Consider the following 19,902-nt stretch of genomic DNA (forward strand, 5'->3'; position numbering starts at 1 on the left):
TCTTTCCCTGCGGCCTAGGGGAAACACCTCGGCTATAATGAGCTGTAACACCGCACGTGCTTCACGCACTCGAATGCCGATTTCGCCTGTCTGCCGGCAGGCGGACCTGCGCCCGGTAAACGACTCTCGGCAGGACGAGCATCTGTTGGGTTCAAGCAGTCAGCAGGCGGCAGTATGTCCCGTGAAGGAGGCCGACATGGCCATTCAGAAGACCGACAAAATCTGGCATAACGGAAAGCTGATTCCCTGGGAAGAAGCCAACATCCACGTGATGTCGCACGTGGTGAACTATGGGTCGTCGGTGTTTGAGGGGATCCGCTGTTACGCTCAGCCGAAGGGGCCGGCGATTTTCCGCGCGCAGGAACACATGCAGCGGCTGCTGGATTCGGCAAAGATCTACCGCATGGACGTCGCCTACAGCCGCGATGAGCTGGTCAACGCGATGGTCGAAGTGATCGGCATCAACAATGTTTTCCCGTGCTACATCCGCCCGCTGGTTCTGCGCGGCTACGGAGAGGCGGGCGTCAACCCGCTTAGTTCGCCCATCGAGGTTTTCATCGTCAATTACCCGTGGGGAAAGTATCTCGGCCAGGGATCGGACGAGGGCGTGGACGTCTGCGTCTCCTCGTGGACGCGGATTGCGCCCAACACGCTGCCGGCGATGTCGAAGAGCGGCGCCAACTACATGAACTCGCAGCTCATCAAGATGGAAGCCATCCTCAACGGCTATGTCGAGGGCATCGCGCTGGACGCCAACGGCTACGTCAGCGAAGGCTCGGGCGAAAACCTGTTCGTGGTGCGCCAGGGAAACCTGCACACCGCGCCGCTGGGCAACTCGGTGCTGCCGGGGATCACGCGCGATTCGGTGATCCGCATTGCCAATGACCTGCGGATCACGGTGGTCGAGCAGCCCATCCCGCGCGAGATGCTGTACATCGCGGACGAGGTGTTCTTCTCCGGGACGGCGGCCGAGATTACCTCCATCCGCTCGGTGGACAAAATCACCGTCGGCAAGGGCGTGATCGGGCCGGTGACCACGGCGATCAAGAAAGACTTCTACGGGATCATCAACGGCACCGAACCCGACCGCTATCACTGGCTGACCCCGGTGCCGGTGAAGAAGAATACGCAACAGCCGGTGACAGTGTAGGCTCCATCCAGGCTCCAGGCTTCAGGCTGCAGGCGGGAAACGAAGGGCGCCGGTTCGGCGCCCTTCACTCTTGTGCCGGTCGCTCCACCCGTGTCGCTCCCGCTGGTGGGGATGTTCCTTGATTTGGTGCGCTGCGCCGCGCACAATGGCAACTTCATTTCTTTCAGGAGGCAATCATGGCAACCGCTACCCGGAGCGCCGTCACACCCGACTTCGTCGTCGCCTATCGCGAACTCATCCTGTCCACCATGGCGGCGGAGATGCAGACCACCAAGAAAGTGATCGGCGCCATCCCGGAATCCGCCAAGGGCTACAGGCCGGACGCGAAGTCGAAGAACGCGCATGAGCTGGCGTGGCACATCGCCAGCGACGATGTCGCATTCCTGAACAAGATTGCCGACATGAAGATCGCGATGACCGAGCCACTGCCGGCGCCCGGCACCATCGCGGAAATCCTGAAATATTACGAAGAGAACCTGCCCAAGGCGATCAAGCGGGTGCTGGACATGACCGCGGAACAACTGCTGACGCCGGTGAGCTTCTTCGGCGTGATGAACCAGCCGGTGTATCAATACCTGCTGATGGTGAACAACCACAGCGTGCACCATCGCGGCCAGCTTTCCACCTACCTGCGCCCCATGCGGTCGAAGGTCCCGAGCATCTACGGCGGCAGCGCCGACGAGCCGTTTAAGGGGTAGGCTTCGGGCTTCAGGCTGCAGGCTTCGGACAAGAAGCCCTAGCCCTCGAAGTCGTTGCATTGTTAAGACAAATTTCGACTGATGCGGCTAGCGTTCCGCCTTGAGCCTAAATCCTGAAGCCTGAAGCCCGAAGCCTGAAGCCTGAAGCCTGGTCTTGAGCCTTGCGCCCGTTCCGTGATACGTTCTGGCCGCACTTGCAGCGATGCTGGGAAGCCGCCATGCAAATTGACGAACTGTTGCGCATTGCCATGGACCGGAAGGCGTCGGACTTGCACCTGAAGGTTGGCAACTACCCGCACGTGCGAATCGACGGCGAACTGGTCCCGGTCATCGATCAGCCGCGCGTTTCCGCCGAGGACATGCTGGGCATGGCGTTCAGCATGATGTCCAACCGGCAGAAACAAAAATTCAAAGAGAATGCCGAGCTCGACATGGCCTACGGCGTCGCCGGCCTCGGACGCTTCCGCGTGAACGTCTTCCAGCAGCGCGGCAACGTCGGCCTGGTGCTGCGCGTGATTCCCACCAAGATCCGCCCGCTGGACGAGCTCTACATGCCGAAGATCGTGGAGCAGATCTGCGACATGCCGCGCGGCCTGGTGCTGGTGACGGGCGTGACCGGTTCCGGCAAGTCGACCACGCTGGCGGCCATGATCGACAAGATCAATTCCACCCGGCCGGAGCACATCATCACCATCGAGGACCCGATCGAGTTCCTGCACCGCGACAAGAAAGGCTTCGTCAACCAGCGCGAGGTCGAGGTGGACACGCCGTCGTTCTCCTCGGCGCTGCGCGCCAGCTTGCGCCAGGACCCGGACGTGATCCTGGTGGGCGAAATGCGCGACCTGGAAACCATCGCCACCGCCCTGCACGCCGCCGAAACCGGCCACATGGTGTTCTCCACCCTGCACACCCTGGACGCGGTGGAGACCATCAACCGCATCATCTCCGTCTTCCCGCCGCCGGAACAGAAGCAGATCCGGTTGCAGTTGGCGGCCACGCTGCGGGCGGTCATCAGCCAGCGCCTGGTGCGCCGCAGCGACACCGCCGGCCGCGTGCCCGCGGTCGAGGTGCTGATCTCCACGGCGTACGTGCGCGAGTGCATCATCGTGCCGGAAAAAACGCGCACCATCAAAGAAGCGCTGGCCCAGGGCACGTCGCAATACGGCATGCAGACCTTCGACCAGTCGCTCTACGATCTCTACACCCACGGGCTGATTGCCTATGAAACGGCGCTGGAGAACGCATCCAACCCGGACGATTTCAAGCTGCGCGTGCAGGGCATCAGCGGCACCGCCGAATCCACCCGCGACGAGATGTCGCAGGCTGCCAGGGGAGGATTCGGAAGATAGGTTTTGGGTTTTAGGTTTTAGGCTTTAGGCTTCCGGCCGTCCAGAAATGGGCGGCCGTTGTTTTTGTCGGATGGTGGTCGGGGACCATTGCCTGTTGCTTGAGGTCCGACAGCGCTGCCGATTCCCAAAGCGACATCGCTCTTCATGAAATCGACAATCGGCAATCGACAATCGGAAATGCTTTTGTTGTTAGCTGATGCTAACGTAAGCACGCATGTCTTTCGGGCGCGGGAAGAAACTTTATAGCGAGGCGGAGCTCTACGAATATGCCGTGGGCGCTCTGGGACGCCGGATGCGCTCGGTGGCGGAATTGAAACGCCTGCTGCGCCGGCGGGTGGAAGCGGACGAACTCGGCCAAACCCTGGTCGAGTTGGTGATTGCCAGGCTGAAAGAGCAGCGTTACTTGAACGACGCGCAGTACGCCTCCACCTACTCCAGCCTGCGCCGCGAGAATGAGAAATTCGGCCGGCGGCGGGTGATCACCGAACTGAAATCGCGCGGCGTACATTCCGAGGTCATCGAAAAGGCGATTGCCGGCGCCTACGAGAACGTCAACGAAGAGGCGCTGGCGCGCGCATATCTCCGCCGCAAGCGCATGCGCAAACCCGAAGACGAAAAGCACGCGGCGCGCGTGTTTCGCTCCCTGATCCGCGCCGGCTTCGGCACAAGAACCATCATTTCGATCCTGAAAAAATGGGACGTGGACGACGAGGTCCTGACGGCGCTGGAAACCGAAGAGCAATAGCCGATCGAATTCACCACCGAGTCACCGAGGTCGCCGAGATTCACCGAGAAAGTCCCCTGAATTCATCCTCGGTGTTCCTCGGTGCGCTCGGTGTCTCGGTGGTGAAGACATCTCTGCCCTCGGCGTCTCGGTAGTGAAGACTGCTAAAATGAACAGCTCAGATGCTCAGCGGTAATGAAATCCGGCGCAAGTTCCTGGACTATTTCGTCCAGCGCGACCACAAGGAGGTCCATTCGTCCTCGCTGGTTCCCGCCAACGATCCCACCCTGCTGTTCACCAACGCGGGCATGAACCAGTTCAAGGACGTTTTTCTCGGGCTGGAGAAGCGCGATTACAACCGCGCCACCACGTCGCAGAAATGCGTGCGCGCCGGCGGCAAGCACAACGACCTGGAAAATGTCGGGTTCACCAACCGCCATCACACGTTTTTCGAGATGCTGGGAAATTTCTCCTTCGGCGATTACTTCAAGCGCGAGGCCGTCGCCTACGCGTGGGAGTTGGTCACCTCGCCCGAGTGGTACGCGATTCCGAAAGAGAAGCTCTACGCCACCATCTTCAAGGGCGAAAACGGCATCCCGCGCGACGAGGAGGCGTACAACTTCTGGCTCGAGCAGGGCGTGCCGAAAGAGCGCATATTCGAGTTCGGGCTCAAAGACAATTTCTGGCAGATGGGCGACACCGGCCCCTGCGGCCCGTGCAGCGAACTGCACTACGACATGGGCCCCGACGCGAGCGACCAGGGACACACCGACTGCAAGTTCGGCTGTGAGTGCGGGCGCTACATCGAGATCTGGAACCTGGTGTTCATGCAGTTCGACCGCGACGCCGGCGGCACGCTGAACCCGCTGCCCAGGCCCTCGATTGACACCGGCGCCGGCCTGGAGCGGATTACGGCGGTGCTGCAGGGCGTGCTCTCGAACTACGACACCGACCTGTTCCGGCCGCTGATTGCAGTGGCGGCTCTCGCGACCGCCTCGAACGCGAAGAACCCGAAACAGTTGCCGTCCCTACGGATCATTGCCGACCACTCGCGCGCGGCCACGTTTTTGATATCTGATGGGGTCATTCCGTCAAATGAGGGTCGGGGCTATGTTTTGCGCAAGATTATCCGCCGCGCGATTCGACACGCCCGCATCCTCGGTGCGCATTACAGCTTCTTAAGCGGCATGGCTTTTGCAGTTCGGGATTTGATGGCAACGGCATATCCGGAGCTTATCGATACGGTTCCAAACGTCGCGAAAGTTATCGATGCAGAGGAGGCACGGTTTGCGCGTACGTTAGACATCGGACTGAAACGCCTTGAGGAGGACCTTGCACCGCTCGTAGCAGAAAGATCCTTGGCGCTGAACCCTGATGCGACCCTTGACGATCTCCGGCAGATGTTCGGCATCGGACTGAAGTGGGACGACTGGGGAAGCATCAAACCGAACCCCCGTCCGGTGTATTCGGGCGAAAAAGCTTTCAAGCTCTACGATACGTTTGGCTTGCCCATCGACTTTATCCAAGATGCTGTTCGCGATGCTCGCCTGATATTTGATCAGGACGGCTTCGACCGCGCCATGGCGGAGCAGCGCACTCGCGCGCAGGCTTCGTGGAAAGGTGCGGCCAAGCAAAGTGCGAACCCCGCTTACCTATCGTTGATCGGCGGAGGGGTGTTAACTCCCCTCCCGGCCGGCGGGCTACATCCATTTGCAGGGCCGCATTCGGAGTTTGTCGGCTACAAGCAGACACAGGCGAGCGGCTGCGAGATTGTAGTTTTGGTCCAGAATGGGCTTCCGGTGTTTGAAATCAAGCGCGGCGAGCAGGGCGAGGTCATCCTCGACCACACGCCCTTCTACGCCGAATCCGGCGGGCAGGTCGCCGATCGCGGATTGCTCTACTCGCCGGGGCGCGGCATGGTCGTCGCCGAGGTCGAGGGCTGCTATTACCCGGTGCAGGGCGTGCGTGCGCATCAGGTGGTCGCGCGCGAGGACCTGCGCGTCGGCGATCGTGTCGATGCGGTGGTGGACACCGAAAAACGCTGGGCCACCATGCGCCATCACACCGCCACGCACCTGCTGCACGCGGGCCTGCGCCAGGTACTGGGGCCGCACGTGAAGCAGGCGGGGTCGTTGGTGTCGCCCGGGCGGCTGCGCTTTGACTTCTCGCATTTTGTTGGCGTGGAAGACGAGGAGTTGCAGGACATCGAGGACATCGTCAACAAGGAAGTGCTGCGCAACCAGAAGGTGGAAGTGATCGAGGACGTGCCGATTGACGTCGCGATCAACGAATACAAAGCGATGGCGCTGTTCGGCGAGAAGTACGGTGACCGCGTGCGGGTGATCAAGGTCGGGGATTTCTCCACCGAGCTTTGCGGCGGCACACACACCTCGGCGACGGGCGAGATCGGGCTGATCAAAATACTCGATGAGGACAGCGTGTCCTCGGGGGTGCGGCGCCTGGAGGCGGTTGCGGGCGAGAGTTCGCTGCGGCACTTCCGCGCCGACCATGAACTGGAGCACGTGGCGCGCACGCTGGTGCGCTCGGATGAAGGATCGCTGGCCACCGCGCTGCGCCACGAGATTAACGCCCGCGATGAAGAGATTAAGAAGCTGCGCAAAGAGTTGGAGCAGGCGCGGATGAAGTCGGCCTCCGCGACCACCGCATCCATCGAGGACAAGGTCCGCGTGGTGAACGGAGTGAAAGTGCTGGCGCATCGCGTGGACAACCTGGAGCGCGCGCAACTTCGCACCCTGGTAGACAACCTGCGTCAGAAGCTCGGTTCCGGGGTTGTGGTGGTGGGCTCGGCGTCCGACGGAACAGTCTCGCTGGTGGCCGGAGTGACCAAGGACCTGACCTCGCGCGTACAGGCCGGCAAAGTGATTGGCCCGGTGGCGGAGCGGGTCGGCGGCAAAGGCGGCGGCCGGCCTGATCTGGCCGAAGCGGGCGGCAAAGATCCGGCGGCACTGGATGAAGCGCTCAGCAGCGTGTACGCCGTGGTCGAGTCCTTGCTGAAGTAGATAGTTTCAGTTTCAGTTTCAGTTTCAGTTTCAGTTTCAGCAATTGTCATACCGAGCGCAGCGAGGAATCTGCTGTTCCCTACTGTACAGCCACCATCCTCCCGCCCTGGGGCGCGTCCACACCAGCAGAATGATTGCAATCAGCCTGAGTTTTCGGATGGGCATTGGGTGAATCTATGGGCGATTCCCAGAATGAGTCAAGCGCCGCCGTGGGACGGGCATCCTTTCGTCACTTGTGGGGCAGGTGGGGCTCACTTTCTTGCCGATTTTGCCGGTAATTCTCCGCTAGTCACCCCCCTGATTCCCTCCAACAACGGATTGAATGGCAGGGTTGCGCGTGTCATAATCGCGGCACTCTGGAGTGATTGTCTCCGCCGGGCGCAGGGCGTCGCCGCGCGCAAGTGCGCCGGTGACCGTGGTAGGTGTAGCGCGAAGGAGTTTGCTTCCGCGCGGAGGACGAAATGCCTGAACACCTGCACCAGCCCGTACAGCGGCGCTTCACGGTGCTGCTGGCCGCAATGGCAATGAGCCTGACGGTTCTGCCTGCCTTTTCCTCGCCAACTTCCGACGAAACTGCGTCGCCGGCAAAAGCCGCGGCCACGCAGGGGGGCAATATCATCGCAGTCGAGGAAAATGGGAAAAAGGTGTACGTGAACAACGAAACGCCGGCGGCGCCGGCAGCGAGGCCGCGGGCCAGTTCCCGCCACAGCGTGCTGGTGTACTGGAGCAACACCGAGCACCGGTGGAAACCGGTGCCGGCGCCGAGTCCCGCCGCCATGTGGGCAGCGCGCAACGCCGCTGCCGAAGTGCGGGGCTACGTCGCCGCACAGCCGCGGACTTCCGCTGCTTCCCCCGGCGTTGCGGACCCCAATTACGCGACGTTGGCACGCGGTTACCGGGTCAGCGCCGCCGAGATTGATTCCGCCATTGAGCAGGCGGCGACCAAGCAGGGTGTCGACGCCAACCTGGTGCGCGCTCTCGTCAAGGTGGAATCGAATTTCAATCCCAACGCTGTTTCCGACAAGGGTGCGATGGGCCTGATGCAACTGATGCCGCGCACCGCCAGCGGCCTGAGCGTGAGTAATCCGTTCGACCCGCAGCAGAACGTGGACGCCGGGGTTCGGCACCTGAAGCAACTGCTCAACAATTTCGGGGGCGACGTGCCGCTGTCGCTGGCGGCGTACAACGCCGGTGAAGGTGCGGTGAAGCGCAACGGCGGCGTGCCGCACTTTGCCGAAACGCAGAATTACGTCAAGCGCATCACCGATCTGTACTGGAACAAGAATGGAAACGTGTTCCGTCCGGGCAGCGCGCCGGTGCATATTTACCGTGGGGAAGACGGCGTGCTGCGCATGACGAACACGGAGTAGCCGCGATTCCTTGCCCAGCGCGGGTCGCGGGTAGTTGGCAGGCAAGGTAACGGGCCCGGAGCTGCCGGAACGCGGGTTAGAAGTTGGTGTTTAGTCGTATGTGGCCGCGGAAGTGGAACCAGCATCCAGCGCCACAGGGACGGCCCAGAAAACTTGACCAGGAAAAACGCAGGTCGCACCGCCCGGGTTCTCGCGCTGATCCTCATCGGCGCGGCGCTGGGGGTGCCTGCGAGCGCCAAGCGCACCATCGCACAGAAAAAGCAGGCCGCGCGCATACAGTTCGACAAAGCGGAGCGCATGCGCGAGGCGCTCAACGGCCGCGCCCTCTCCGAGCGCAGCCGGCGCGATTACGACCGGGTCATTGATGCCTATCGCGCGGTCTATTTCACTGCCCCGACCTCGAGCAAGGCCGATACCAGCGTGGCCGCCGTCGCCGAGCTGATGGTTGCGGTGGGCCGCCAGTTCCACGACGAGAAGGCGCTGCACGCGGCCATCGAACAGTATGAATTCCTCCGCCGCGAGTATCCCGGCAGCCGCTTCCGCATGCAGGGGCTGTACACGATCGCGCAGATCTATAAAGACGACCTCAATGATGCGGCGCAGGCACGCGAATCCTTCGAAGAGTTCCTGAAGCGCTATCCGCACAGCGAGCTGGTGGTGGAGGCGCGCGACGCCATCAAGGAACTCGATCAGCAGGCCAAGGCAGCGGAGAAGCCAAAACCGCCGGCGAAGACGGCGAAACAGGAAGCACCGCCGCCCACGGAACCGAAGCGCGCCACCCTGGTGACCGGGATTCGGCACTGGTCCACCCCCGATTACACGCGCGTCGCCATCGATCTCGAGAACGAAGTGCAGTTTGAAACCGGCCGTATACCCGGCCCTGACCGCCTGTACTTCGACTTGCACAATACCCATCTTTCCTCGACGCTGAACGGCAAGTCCTTCGATGTGGAAGACGGATTTCTGCACAGGGTGCGGGTGGCGCAATATCAGCAGGGCGAAACGCGCATCGTGCTTGAACTGGACGACGTCGCCGACTATTCCGCATTCCTGCTGCCGAATCCCTACCGGCTGATCATTGATGTTCACGGCAAGCATCCGCAGAAAATGGCGAAGGCGGAGCCTGCCAAGCCTGCCTCGGAGCCCGCTGCGAAACCAGCCGCTCCGGCCGAGAGGACGCGCACCGAGCCGGTTGCGGACAAGAAGCGCGAGACCGCGGCGGGTGCGAGCGCGGCGCCGGCAGACAAGTCGAAGCCTAATGCCACCCTCGACGAATTGGCGGAAACGGTTGCCAAACTGAATCCGCCCGAGGCCGCGCCGCAGCCGAAGAACAAGGAACCCGAAGCGAAACCGGCCGTCACAGCGGCCAGAGAACCGGCCGCGACCTCCAGCAAGCGTGGGAAGGCGGCGGCGAAGAAGACACCCGAGCCCGTGGCCGGTCATGAAGCGCAGCCCACGGCGAAGGGCGAGCGCTCCCTGGTCCGGGCGCTCGGCCTGAAGATCGGGCGCATCGTGGTGGATGCCGGCCACGGCGGCCACGACACCGGCACGATCGCTCCCAATGGCCTGATGGAAAAAGATCTGGTGCTCGACGTGGCGCTGCGTCTGGGCAAGCTGCTGGAGGCGCGCATGGGCGCCGAGGTGGTCTATACCCGCGACGACGACAGCTTCATCCCGCTGGAGACGCGGACTGCGATTGCCAACCAGAACGAGGCCGACCTGTTCATCTCGATTCACGCCAACTCCAGCAGCGATCCCGCGGCACGCGGCATCGAGACCTACTACCTGAACTTCACCACCTCGGCGGACGCGCTGGAAGTGGCCGCGCGCGAAAACGCCGTGTCGGAAAAATCCATCCACGAATTGCAGGACCTGGTGAAGAAGATCGCGCTCAAAGACAAGATCGAGGAATCGCGTGAGTTCGCGGTGGATGTGCAGCAGGCGCTCTACAACGGACTGGCGAACCGTGGCCTGCGCAATCGCGGCGTCAAGAAAGCTCCGTTCATCGTGCTGATCGGCGCCAATATGCCGTCCATCCTGGCGGAGATATCGTTCGTCAGCAATCCGGCCGATGCCAAGCGGCTGAGAACTCCCGATTACCGGCAGAAGATAGCCGAATCCCTCTACCGCGGGACGGCCAAGTACGTCAGCGGGCTGAGCGGGATGAAAGTGGCATCCAGACTCACCAAGCCGGTACCGACGGCGGCTGCGTCGGCGGCTCCGAATGCCAGCAGCCAGTGACGACTGCCGAATCGGGAAATCCGCGGCATGCGAGTTCTGCCATTCGGCAGTTCCGCAGTTCAGCAAACCCCCGCGCTGGAAACTTTACTGCCGCCCCGGTAGTCTAATGAATACAGGCTCTTTCTCTTAGTGTGTCCATGAAGCGCATTCTTCCAATACTGATGTTGTGGCTTGCCGCGCTGCTGCCGGCACTGACGGCAAGTCCAAAGAGCAAGCCGGAGTCCCTGCTGCCTGAGGCGTTTGCCGGATGGCAGAAGAGCGCGCCGGCGCGCACCAGCGCCAATCCCGCCGATGCCGATAAGGTCAACCCGGACTTGCTGAAGGAATACGGGTTCGCGGATTTCGAGGATGCCACCTATCGCAAGGGCGACCGCAACATCGAGGTCAAGGCCATCCGTTTTGCCGATGCCAGCGGGGCGTACGGCGCCTTTACCTTCTACAAAGCTCCGGAGATGCAGACGGAGAAGATTGGCGACCAGGCGGCATCGGCCAACGAACGCGTGCTGTTTTATCGCGGCAATGTCGTGATTCAGGCGGTGCTCGACCGGGTCACGCCGATGTCGGCCGCGGAGCTGCGCGAGCTTGCCGCCGACATCCCTTTGCCCACCGGCAGCGCGCGCAATCTGCCTACGCTGCCGCTCTACCTGCCGCGCCAAGGCTATGTTCCGAATACCGCCAAGTACGTGGCCGGTCCGCTGGGCCTGGCCAGTATCGGCGCTCCCGTACCGGCGAGCCAGGTGGAGTTCGAACGCGGCGCTGAGGTGGCGCAAGGCCAGTACAACTCCGGCCAGGGCACGGCGACGCTGACGCTGATTTCGTATCCCACGCCGCAGATCGCGGGCGAGCGCCTGCGCGCCATGGATGGGGCCCATCCTCAATCGCAGGACGGTTCGACCTCGCCCTTGTTCCTCAGCAAGCGGAGCGGACCGCTGGTGGCAATCGTGACCGGCGCCATCTCGACGCGGGCAGCAAAATCGTTGCTCGCCTCGGTCAACTACGATGCCGAGGTCACCTGGAACCAGCGCACCGGGTTGTCACCGCGCGATAGTGTGGGCACGCTGCTGGTGGGCGTGATTCTGCTGACGGGAATCATTCTTGGCTTGGCGCTGGTGGCGGGAATCGCGTTCGGCGGCATCCGAATTGTGGCGAAACGGCTTTTCCCCGACCGTTTCTTCGACCGCTCGCGGGATGTGGAGATCATCGAGTTGCACCTGAGATAGGAGTTCCCAAAGCGGGATTCCAGCCCTGGTTCTTTCCCTTAACCTGCTGATTTCACAGACTTTTCTTCGGAATTTGACTCCGCGGGAGGCGTTTTCCACCCCCCAATGAGGTATTTTTACTCATTGGTTAAGTTATTGATAACACAGGGATTTAATTTGGAAAAAATCCTTGACACCCCTTTTCCCCGCTCATAAGATTTCGCCAGAAAAAGTTTCTGACGGTGCTAACCCTCCGTGAGGAACTATTCTCCCTTGAAGAAAAGGCCGCCTGAGTTGCCGGGCGGCCTTTTCGTTTTGCTCGCTCGCAGCTTTTAGCTCTTAGCTTTTCGCTCTTAGCTGGACCAGCAAAAGTTTGAAGGTCCGTCGCCGCGTTCAACACACGTACGAGATCAGTTGCCGCAGTCAGGGGTCGAGGCCAGGAGAGGGATCGTGGTGCACGACGGAAAAAGCTAAAAAGCCAAGAGCTGGTTTTCTGGAGCCGACGATCGGACTTGAACCGATGACCTGTCGATTACGAATCGACTGCTCTACCAACTGAGCTACGTCGGCCCGATTTGATTTTAAAGGCGAGCCCCTGCGGGCGTAAAGGGCTGGTCGGTTTTTCCGTTGGTCGGGTTGTCAGTATGTCCGTGTCGCTCGGAGCAGCGATGGACACAAGAGATTTCTTGGCAAACCAAGAGGACATGTACCACTGACGAACTGGCATACGGATGCATTGGCACACTAGGTTATTAACAACTGAGGAAAACTTTCCGCTTGCGTTCGCCGGCGACCATTTTCATAATGTGGATCGAAGCAGACCGTTTGCGCAATCGAACCCGTGCACCGTTACCGTCGAGCGGATGTAATTCGCATACTGCGCATAACGGCGCGACAGATGGTCCAGTGGCAGAAAGCCGGACTGGTCGCAGCCGCTGACAGCTATTCCTTCGTCGACCTCCTGCAAATGAAAAAAATCCGCGACCTGCGCGCCAAGCGGGTGCGCTCGGCCGTGATCCGCGAATCGCTGCAGGCCATGCTGAAGCAGGTGGCGGGCATGGAAAACCCGCTGCTGGAAGCGGGCACCTTCTCCACCGGAACGCGGGTGGCATTCCGCCACGAAGGCCACGCGCTGGAGCCAACCAGCGGACAGTTCGTCATGGATTTCAGTCCCAGCGACCGCGTGGTGCCCGCCAACGTGAAAAGCATGCGGACCGCGCAGACCGCAAGCGAATACTTCGCCCGCGGCGTGGCCCTGGAGGAAGACCCGCGCTCGCAGTCCGAGGCCATCGCCGCTTACCGGAAAGTGCTCGACCTTGACCCCGGCCACGCCGCCGCTTACATCAATCTCGGGACCCTGTATTACAACCGCCAGGACTACGCCAAGGCCGAGTCCCACTATCGCAGGGCGGTGGAAGTGGACCCGCGCTACGCCCTGGCCTATTTCGATCTGGGCAATGTGCTGGACGAAACCGGGCGCGTCGCCGACGCCATCAACGCCTACAAAACCGCGCTGCAACTGGCGCCCACGTATGCCGATGCGCACTACAACCTGGCGCTCGCCTATGAAAAAGCCCGGCAGTCCCGGGCGGCGTTGCAGCACTGGCGCGCCTATGTAAGGCTGGATAGTTCCGGGCCCTGGGCCACCCACGCCAAGAACCAGATCCGGCGCATCCTGGACAATGAGGGACTCAAAGTCGTCTACAAGAAAAAGAATTACTGCTAAACAATCCCAGTAACAACGCTATCCTGTCACCAAAGTGGGATGAACAACCTTCTGAAACGGCATGCAAAGCCGGTATTGGGAATGTAAGTCTTTTTATCGGTCGCTATTAAGGGCAACTAGACACGGCCGGATGATAATGGACTGAGCATGTCGGGACACCGGAAAAAACGACTGGGCGAGGTTCTTCGCGAGCGCAAGCGCGTGAAGGTGGAGGAGTTGGAAAAGGCGCTGCTCGAACAGCAGGAGGGCGGTTCTGCGCTGTTGGGCGAACTGCTGCTGCAGCGCGGCTACGTCGGCAAAGAGGACCTTGTCTCCGCGCTGGAAGAGGTGACGAAGATCCAGTACGTGGACGCGCGCTTCGCCACGGTCGAGAAAGCCGTCCTCAAACTCGTGCCGCAGCCGGCGGCGGAACGATACCTGGTGCTTCCGCTGGTGCGCGAAGGCCGGCGCATCGTGGCGGTCATGGCGGAACCGCAAAACCTGAAGTTTCTTGACGAACTGCGGTTCATCACCGGCATGGAGGTGATCCCGCGGCTCGGCTTCCGCTTGGAGATCGAAGAGGCCATCAAGAAATGCTACGCCGAACTGGAACCCGCCGCCGAATCCGCCGTGCCCAGCATCCCCATCCCGTTCATTGATCAGGTGGACGTATCCGACATGCAGTTCTTCACCGCCAGTTCCAGTGAACGGGCTAAGGCGGCGATGGAGGAATTCGAGGCCGAGCTGCGCAATGAGAAAACACCGGCGGTGCGCCTGGTCTCAGCCATCCTGTCGGCGGCAGCCACCAAGAAGGCCAGCGACATCCATATCGAGCCGCAACCGCTGGGCACGGTGGTGCGCATCCGCGTGGACGGCGTGCTGCGCGAACTGACCCACATCCCGGCGGAGTTGACCTCGTTCCTGGTTTCGCGCATTAAGATCCTCTCCGACATGGATATTTCCGAGCGCCGGGTGCCGCAGGACGGGCGCTTCCTGGTGCAGATCGGCGACAGCCATCTCGACCTGCGCGTCTCCACGCTGCCCACCCACTCGGGCGAGAAGGTTGTCATGCGTCTGCTGGATCCCACCTCCAGCCGTGTCGGCTTCGAGAAGCTCGGCATTGACTCCGACAACTCGGCGGCGATCGGCCAGATGCTTGCCGCGCCGCAAGGCATGCTGCTGGTCACCGGCCCGACCGGATCGGGCAAAAGCACGACGCTGTACGCGTGCCTGAACGTGTTGCGCTCGCCGTCGATCAATATCATCACCGTCGAGGATCCGATCGAGTACCGCGTCGAGGACATCAACCAGGTCCAGGTCAATCCCAAGGCCGGTCTGACCTTCGCCGGATGCCTGCGCTCCATGCTGCGGCAGGACCCCAACGTCATCATGGTGGGCGAGATTCGCGACCAGGAAACCGCCGAGATCGCGCTGCAGGCCGCGCAAACCGGCCACCTGGTGCTCTCCACCCTGCATACCAACGACAGCATCGCCGCCATCACGCGCCTGCTCGACCTCAACGTGCCTTCGTTCCTGATTTCCGCGTCGGTCACCGGGGTGATCGCGCAGCGCCTGGTGCGCAAGCTGTGCGTCTGCCGCGACATGGCCCCCATGAGCGAGGATCACGCCGCGCGCCTGCTGGCGGCCGGCATCGTGGACTTCGACAGCAACGCCTACATCGCGGTGGGCTGCTCCGAATGTGACAACTCCGGCTACAAGGGCCGCGTGGGCATCTACGAACTGCTGATCCTCGACGAACAGATCCGCTCCGCCATCCGTTCCGGCGCGCGCGACGAGGAAATCCGCAACCTGGCGCGCAGCGGCGGCATGCGCCTGATGCAGGAAGACGCGCTGGGGAAGGTGCAGCAGGGCATCACCACCATGGAAGAGGTGTTGCGCGTCGTGCCCTTCGACAACGCGGTCAGCCTTCGCTGCCGCAACTGCGGCCGGGCGCTGGCGCCGGCGTTCCTGTTCTGTCCCTACTGCGGCGCCGGCACCCGCCAGGTCGCCGCGCCCATCGCCCGCAAGCGCGCCGAAGGAGCGCCGGCATGAGTTCCGATCCACACCAACACCCCGTTCCCAGCCGCGAATACGATCGCTTCGCCACCTATCGTGGACTGAACATCGTTTACGAAGGCCGCAGCGAACAGATCGAAGTGCGCGCCCCCGACATCAGCCCCCGCGGGATGTTCATCCATATTCCACAGCACTTTCCCGAAGGCGCGGTGCTCAAGCTCGAGTTCCGCTTGAGCCGCTCCGGCCGTGGCGTCAAGACGCGCGCCGAAGTCCGGTATTGCCTCCCGGGCGTCGGCATCGGGGTGGAATTTGTGGACATCTCTCCGGAAGACGAGCAGGCCATCGCCGACGAGATCGAAACCTTGATGGGCCACTGAGACTAGCGCGCCACCCTTCGTCGCAGCGCACCCACCAACGCGGCATCCGCTTTTTCCGACACCATTTCCAGCGGTGAATAGCCGCGCCCCCACGCCAGCCAGAAGGTCATGAGCAGCAGAACACCAGTGAGGGCGATGTTCTGCCACGAATCCAGCTCCCACTGCCCGCTCCATGTCCACGAGCGATGCGAAAACGGCAGGAGGTACGGCACTGGCCAGTAGTCTCCCGCCGGACCGCGCGAGCCCGCTACGTCTTCCAGCAGGTGCAGGTGAAAAGCCAGCAGGGCGAAACCCGCCGTCTGCCACCGCCGCGAGGCGAGCGCGAACGCAGCCCCTGCCACCACCATCGCGAACGCCGCGTTGTGGAGCAAATGGTGGTAGTCGGAAAACCAGGTCAGCGGATGCGCCCAGTGCCTGGTCAGAACTTCGGCAGCGGCGCCAATCCCATCAAGATCCGGAACCACGCACGCGAGCGTAACGATGGCGCGGTCGCGCCGGCTCAGTCCGGCAGCGTTGGCCAGCACCCAGCCGGAAAGGAAGTGCGTCACCGGGCTCAAGGACGGCTGTCCCTCCGAAGTGCGCACAGTGTACTGCGAAGGGCGGAGGCGGTCACCAGATGCGGTCGTCGAGCCGGATGCGCGGCGCGCGCTCCGCCGTAGTGGCAAAGCTCAGCACCTTGGGCCGCACCAGGCGCGCGAAATCGTCGTAGGCGACGCGCATGACCTCGTCATGCGACCCGGCGTTGAACGCGATCCGCGGCTGCTTGACCTCGCCCTGGTCCACGAAGACGTCCATGCCATACAAATTGCCGAAGGGCGGCATGGCGCCGGCGTCGCAGTCGGGAAACTGCTGCTTGAATTCCAGTTCGCTGGCCAGGCGCAGCGACGAGGCTCCGCTGGCGGTGTGCAGCGCGGTAATGTCCACCCGCCGCGACGCCGGCAGCACCGCCATCGCCAGCTTGCCGTCGCGGTTGACCATGACGACTTTCGCCAGCTCGTCGGCGGTCACATGCGAGGACGCCGCCGTGAGCTGCGCCGTGTAGGTGGTGGGGTGGTGGATGAGCTCGTACTTGATTTCGTTGCGCTCGAGGAAGTCCTTCAGTTTCGGGCAGGGCATATGTACCTCCCGCAGCTTCCGCTACCAACATGCTCTACCCGCGGCGTGGCCCCTGGCGCAACTTTGTTGTCTTGGACGAAAAATGACTTCCCGAATTGGTCAGCGGGCGAGCCGGAGACCTGGAGCGCGCTCGCCCACGAGCGCGTTGACCGCGGCCAAGATTAATTAGGCAATTGCGCGCCTGGTTGTCGGAAATCCTGAGCCGCAGGCGGAAGGCCTCCCAACCCGGGGCGAGTTGTTCAGGGAGAAATTGGTGGACCTGGTCAGGCTCGAACCGACGACCTCTTCCATGCCATGGAAGCGCGCTGCATTGTCGGGACGTGGTAGCACGTCGCACAAGTGGCGCGAAGCACGAGAGTTAGAAACGAAAACGTGCTCAGGCGGTCGCGAACAATCAACACGATTTTACTGGCATGGGTAAGAGGGTTACGCCACAATTCACGGCACAAAAGGCGGCAAGCCTTGGTGGAAGGTGGACTGCGTTGGCGAAGACACAGAGAGGTGTTCTGTCTGATGCCGAGTTGCTCGACTACTCGGGCTACCACCTGGTCTACGAGGTTCAAATGTTGTTTGTTACGGCCGCACTGATGACCCGGGCAACTGGACGAATCACTCCGGTCGGCGAGGAGGAACGTGTTGTCCGTTTTGCCCTCCTTGAGAGTTTCAGCCTCCACCTCCGCAACCTGATTGATCTCTTCTACCCGAATCCGAAGAAAAAGCCGCATTCGACGGACGTGTTGGCGGATGATTTTTTTCAGGCACGGAAACGCCCCAGCACTTTCCCGGCAATCTCGCAATCACTGACGAGGGCCCGTGAGCGTGCGAGCAAAGAGGTTGCTCATCTCACGAAAGAGCGAATCGCCGGCACTCCGCCTGAAAAGGAGTGGCGATTTTTGGAACTGACAGGCGAAATGTGCAACATCTTGGACGAGTTCGTTCGCGCTGCTTCACCGGAGAAGTTGCATTCCATTGTCGGGCAGCAAGTCAGGCAGGTGACATCGACTGCCGCCGGAGGGTAAGACAGCGGCCCCGCCGGAATGCTGGCACACCCGACAAGGGCCTCGCGCCTAAAATCGAGGTCTAAACGGGAGAGTTCAGATGAAGGATTTGGTTGAAGTAGCTCTTTTCGCTGTGCTTCTCATCGGCGGTACCATCGTTTGGGCCACTCTCCGCATGACCAAACGTCTTGACCGCCTGCAAGACGCTCTTGAAATTCGGCTGCACGCCGTTTACATGAAACTTGACCATCCAGACAAACACTTCTCCGTCGTGGTCGATACCGAGACCGGTTCCCTTTCGGTAGAAGAAGACTAACTTTGCGGGACGCGCTGTTACGGCATCGCTGGCACGTAGGGAGTCCAGCCAGCCGCTACGCTCTTGCGGAACTCGTTCTCAACATCATCCAGCGCAGCTCTGAGGGTGGTGTGAAAATAGACCTCAGCGTCTGAGCATTCCGCAATGAATTTCGGGTCGGTCTGCACGACCTCACCTTCAAAGACCCGGACCTGAAACTGTTCCTTCTCGACCACGACTATCTGCCGATAAAGATTGCCCGGTTGCGCGGTGCTCTTATACAAGACACGGTTTTCATGCACTTCGCTGTACATGCTGCAATTGTAACGCGCATCCGTGGTCTCGCAGCCGTACAAGCGCGCGCCGGTCAATCTCTCATGAACTGTTGAGAATCGGCAGGTTACGCCCCAAACACCGTTACAAACAAGCAGAGAGCGGACGAGGGCATGCCTAAGTTGTTGAGAAATTGGTGGACCTGGTCGGGATCGAACCGACGACCTCTTCCATGCCATGGAAGCGCGCTCCCAGCTGCGCCACAGGCCCACTCGAGGAAGGAATTCCGCCACTGCGGGACGCAACCATTCTCGCGCAGCGTCAGCACGATAGTCAAACCGGGTCGGTTGTCGGTGATCGGTTGTCGGTTGTCGGTAACAAGGACAGCTTTGGATTCAAGAGCACTGGGTGCCTGACCGCAAACCGAAAACCGAGAACCGAGAACGCTTCACTTCGGCGGATTCTGCTCGCTCGCGGTCGTCGTCTTCTTCTTGGCCGCGGGCTTCTTGGTGGATTTCTTGACCGGCTCGTTGTCGTCCACCACGATCTTCTTCGGCGGCGCAGCGGCTGCGGTGGCAGAGGCCGGGCGCGCCCGCGCCTGCAACTGCGCCACTTCGTTGTCCCGGAAGGCCGCCATGGCCTCAACCCGGTCGGCCAGCGAACGGCGCAGGGAGTCCAGCTTCGAGGTGTCGTTGGCCAGCGTCCGGTATTCCTCGTTTGAGCCGAATGCTCCCGCCGATTCGGTCAGCGACGACATCACGTCGTACAGCGCGTTCAGGTTCCGGTAAAGCTTGAAAGTGGCGCCGACGCTGCCCGGATTGGCGCGCACCTGTTGCACGATCGCCGGCAGCGCGGCCGCCAGATTGCGCTGAACCGACTCGGCGTTGGCCTCCGCCTGTCGTTTGCTGGCCGCGTCGGCCTTCCACTTGTCAACCCGCAGCCGTGCCAGGTCCAGGCGCGTGTTTTCAATGATCTGGGTTAACTGCCCGAGGCTGGCGGTCGCGTCCGGAATCGTGGCCGGTTGCAGGTTCGTTGGCGGAGCCGCGACCGGCGTTCGACTTGGGCTGCGTGGCGGAGGCGCACTGAGCTGGGCCGCCGCGCCCAGGGAAATTGCAAGCGCAAGCAGGGGAACAAGGGCATTTCTCATAAATGTGCTCTGGAACTGTACGTAACCTCAGATGTGGCAAGAGGTACTTTGGTTTGTTGCAGTCCCGAGTCCTGAGTCGCGAGCGGCAGTGCAGATTGTAGCGCCTGATCGAGACTCAAGGCATCCGAACTCGCGACTCGCGGCTCGGGACTCGCAACCCCAATGGATTCACCGCTGCAGGTTCCCGTGGCGGGCGAATTCCAGGAACTTATTCGTCCCAGGCG

At 61.6% G+C, this 19,902-nt stretch carries 17 protein-coding genes and 2 tRNA genes; 13 read left to right on the plus strand and 6 right to left on the minus strand.

Annotation, left to right across the window (positions count from 1 at the left end):
• Positions 1-196: 196 nt before the first annotated feature.
• The 8 genes from LAN70_10990 (at position 197) to LAN70_11025 (ending at position 11,772) form a co-directional block, all read left to right on the plus strand.
• Entirely contained in the window at positions 197-1,150 is a 954-nt protein-coding gene (locus LAN70_10990) for a branched-chain amino acid transaminase (GenBank protein MBZ5511680.1), read from the plus strand.
• A 176-nt stretch (positions 1,151-1,326) separates the two neighbouring features.
• Positions 1,327-1,848: a DinB family protein gene (locus tag LAN70_10995; GenBank protein MBZ5511681.1), complete on the plus strand. Its 522-nt coding sequence runs from the start codon at positions 1,327-1,329 to the stop codon at positions 1,846-1,848.
• 218 nt (positions 1,849-2,066) lie between these two features.
• Positions 2,067-3,197: a type IV pilus twitching motility protein PilT gene (locus tag LAN70_11000; protein MBZ5511682.1), complete on the plus strand. Its 1,131-nt coding sequence runs from the start codon at positions 2,067-2,069 to the stop codon at positions 3,195-3,197.
• A gap of 214 nt (positions 3,198-3,411) precedes the next feature.
• Positions 3,412-3,942 (plus strand): recombination regulator RecX, encoded by a 531-nt coding sequence (locus tag LAN70_11005; GenBank protein ID MBZ5511683.1) that lies wholly within the window; start codon positions 3,412-3,414, stop codon positions 3,940-3,942.
• A gap of 161 nt (positions 3,943-4,103) precedes the next feature.
• Positions 4,104-6,941 (plus strand): alanine--tRNA ligase, encoded by a 2,838-nt coding sequence (alaS, locus tag LAN70_11010; protein ID MBZ5511684.1) that lies wholly within the window; start codon positions 4,104-4,106, stop codon positions 6,939-6,941.
• Between the two features lie 776 nt (positions 6,942-7,717).
• A complete protein-coding gene (locus LAN70_11015) occupies positions 7,718-8,311 on the plus strand; it encodes a lytic transglycosylase domain-containing protein (GenBank protein MBZ5511685.1) in 594 nt (197 codons plus the stop codon).
• A gap of 153 nt (positions 8,312-8,464) precedes the next feature.
• On the plus strand, positions 8,465-10,552 hold the full coding sequence (locus LAN70_11020) for an N-acetylmuramoyl-L-alanine amidase (GenBank protein MBZ5511686.1): 2,088 nt from the start codon (positions 8,465-8,467) through the stop codon (positions 10,550-10,552).
• Positions 10,553-10,689: 137 nt separating this feature from the next.
• Positions 10,690-11,772 (plus strand): hypothetical protein, encoded by a 1,083-nt coding sequence (locus tag LAN70_11025; GenBank protein ID MBZ5511687.1) that lies wholly within the window; start codon positions 10,690-10,692, stop codon positions 11,770-11,772.
• A 473-nt stretch (positions 11,773-12,245) separates the two neighbouring features.
• Here the strand turns inward: LAN70_11025 and LAN70_11030 are convergent.
• Positions 12,246-12,321: transfer RNA gene (locus LAN70_11030), tRNA-Thr, on the minus strand.
• A gap of 328 nt (positions 12,322-12,649) precedes the next feature.
• Here LAN70_11030 and LAN70_11035 point away from each other — a divergent pair.
• The 3 genes from LAN70_11035 (at position 12,650) to LAN70_11045 (ending at position 15,849) form a co-directional block, all read left to right on the plus strand.
• A complete protein-coding gene (locus LAN70_11035; protein ID MBZ5511688.1) occupies positions 12,650-13,477 on the plus strand; it encodes a tetratricopeptide repeat protein in 828 nt (275 codons plus the stop codon).
• A gap of 147 nt (positions 13,478-13,624) precedes the next feature.
• The gene (gene tadA, locus LAN70_11040) at positions 13,625-15,508 is read left to right on the plus strand and encodes a Flp pilus assembly complex ATPase component TadA (protein MBZ5511689.1); all 1,884 of its coding nucleotides are present in this window, start codon (positions 13,625-13,627) and stop codon (positions 15,506-15,508) included.
• Positions 15,505-15,849 (plus strand): PilZ domain-containing protein, encoded by a 345-nt coding sequence (locus LAN70_11045; GenBank protein ID MBZ5511690.1) that lies wholly within the window; start codon positions 15,505-15,507, stop codon positions 15,847-15,849. Before tadA ends, LAN70_11045 begins: the two co-directional genes overlap by 4 nt.
• Before the next feature lie 2 nt (positions 15,850-15,851).
• Here the strand turns inward: LAN70_11045 and LAN70_11050 are convergent, their stop codons facing one another.
• Both LAN70_11050 and LAN70_11055 read right to left on the minus strand, forming a co-directional pair.
• Complete coding sequence (locus tag LAN70_11050) at positions 15,852-16,406, minus strand: metal-dependent hydrolase (GenBank protein MBZ5511691.1); 555 nt, start codon at positions 16,404-16,406, stop codon at positions 15,852-15,854.
• Positions 16,407-16,458: 52 nt separating this feature from the next.
• Positions 16,459-16,965, minus strand: a complete 507-nt coding sequence (locus LAN70_11055) for a YbaK/EbsC family protein (protein ID MBZ5511692.1) — start codon at positions 16,963-16,965, stop codon at positions 16,459-16,461.
• A gap of 482 nt (positions 16,966-17,447) precedes the next feature.
• On the opposite strand from LAN70_11055, the gene LAN70_11060 reads away from it, so the two are divergent.
• Entirely contained in the window at positions 17,448-17,984 is a 537-nt protein-coding gene (locus LAN70_11060) for a hypothetical protein (protein MBZ5511693.1), read from the plus strand.
• A 79-nt stretch (positions 17,985-18,063) separates the two neighbouring features.
• The gene (locus LAN70_11065; GenBank protein ID MBZ5511694.1) at positions 18,064-18,279 is read left to right on the plus strand and encodes a hypothetical protein; all 216 of its coding nucleotides are present in this window, start codon (positions 18,064-18,066) and stop codon (positions 18,277-18,279) included.
• Positions 18,280-18,296: 17 nt separating this feature from the next.
• Here the strand turns inward: LAN70_11065 and LAN70_11070 are convergent, their stop codons facing one another.
• The 3 genes from LAN70_11070 to LAN70_11080 form a co-directional block, all read right to left on the minus strand.
• Entirely contained in the window at positions 18,297-18,629 is a 333-nt protein-coding gene (locus tag LAN70_11070; protein MBZ5511695.1) for a hypothetical protein, read from the minus strand.
• Between the two features lie 96 nt (positions 18,630-18,725).
• A tRNA-Ala gene (locus LAN70_11075) sits at positions 18,726-18,801 on the minus strand.
• Between the two features lie 178 nt (positions 18,802-18,979).
• Positions 18,980-19,678 carry a hypothetical protein gene (locus LAN70_11080; protein MBZ5511696.1) on the minus strand — a complete coding sequence of 233 codons (699 nt, stop codon included), beginning with the start codon at positions 19,676-19,678 and terminating at the stop codon, positions 18,980-18,982.
• Positions 19,679-19,902 lie beyond the last annotated feature (224 nt).

The organism is Terriglobia bacterium (genome assembly GCA_020072845.1).
In the GTDB taxonomy this organism is placed as follows: domain Bacteria; phylum Acidobacteriota; class Terriglobia; order Terriglobales; family Acidobacteriaceae; genus JAIQGF01.

Bases quoted from the DNA above. Each gene is read 5' to 3' on its own strand.
- LAN70_11005 (MBZ5511683.1), top strand. From the start codon at position 3,412: ATGTCTTTCGGGCGCGGGAAGAAACTTTATAGCGAGGCGGAGCTCTAC.
- LAN70_11055 (MBZ5511692.1), bottom strand. From the start codon at position 16,965: ATGCCCTGCCCGAAACTGAAGGACTTCCTCGAGCGCAACGAAATCAAG.
- LAN70_11000 (MBZ5511682.1), top strand. From the start codon at position 2,067: ATGCAAATTGACGAACTGTTGCGCATTGCCATGGACCGGAAGGCGTCG.
- LAN70_11045 (MBZ5511690.1), top strand. From the start codon at position 15,505: ATGAGTTCCGATCCACACCAACACCCCGTTCCCAGCCGCGAATACGAT.
- LAN70_11025 (MBZ5511687.1), top strand. From the start codon at position 10,690: ATGAAGCGCATTCTTCCAATACTGATGTTGTGGCTTGCCGCGCTGCTG.
- LAN70_11015 (MBZ5511685.1), top strand. From the start codon at position 7,718: ATGTGGGCAGCGCGCAACGCCGCTGCCGAAGTGCGGGGCTACGTCGCC.
- tadA (MBZ5511689.1), top strand. From the start codon at position 13,625: ATGTCGGGACACCGGAAAAAACGACTGGGCGAGGTTCTTCGCGAGCGC.
- LAN70_11035 (MBZ5511688.1), top strand. From the start codon at position 12,650: ATGGTCCAGTGGCAGAAAGCCGGACTGGTCGCAGCCGCTGACAGCTAT.
- LAN70_10995 (MBZ5511681.1), top strand. From the start codon at position 1,327: ATGGCAACCGCTACCCGGAGCGCCGTCACACCCGACTTCGTCGTCGCC.
- LAN70_11080 (MBZ5511696.1), bottom strand. From the start codon at position 19,678: ATGAGAAATGCCCTTGTTCCCCTGCTTGCGCTTGCAATTTCCCTGGGC.
- LAN70_11065 (MBZ5511694.1), top strand. From the start codon at position 18,064: ATGAAGGATTTGGTTGAAGTAGCTCTTTTCGCTGTGCTTCTCATCGGC.
- LAN70_10990 (MBZ5511680.1), top strand. From the start codon at position 197: ATGGCCATTCAGAAGACCGACAAAATCTGGCATAACGGAAAGCTGATT.
- alaS (MBZ5511684.1), top strand. From the start codon at position 4,104: ATGCTCAGCGGTAATGAAATCCGGCGCAAGTTCCTGGACTATTTCGTC.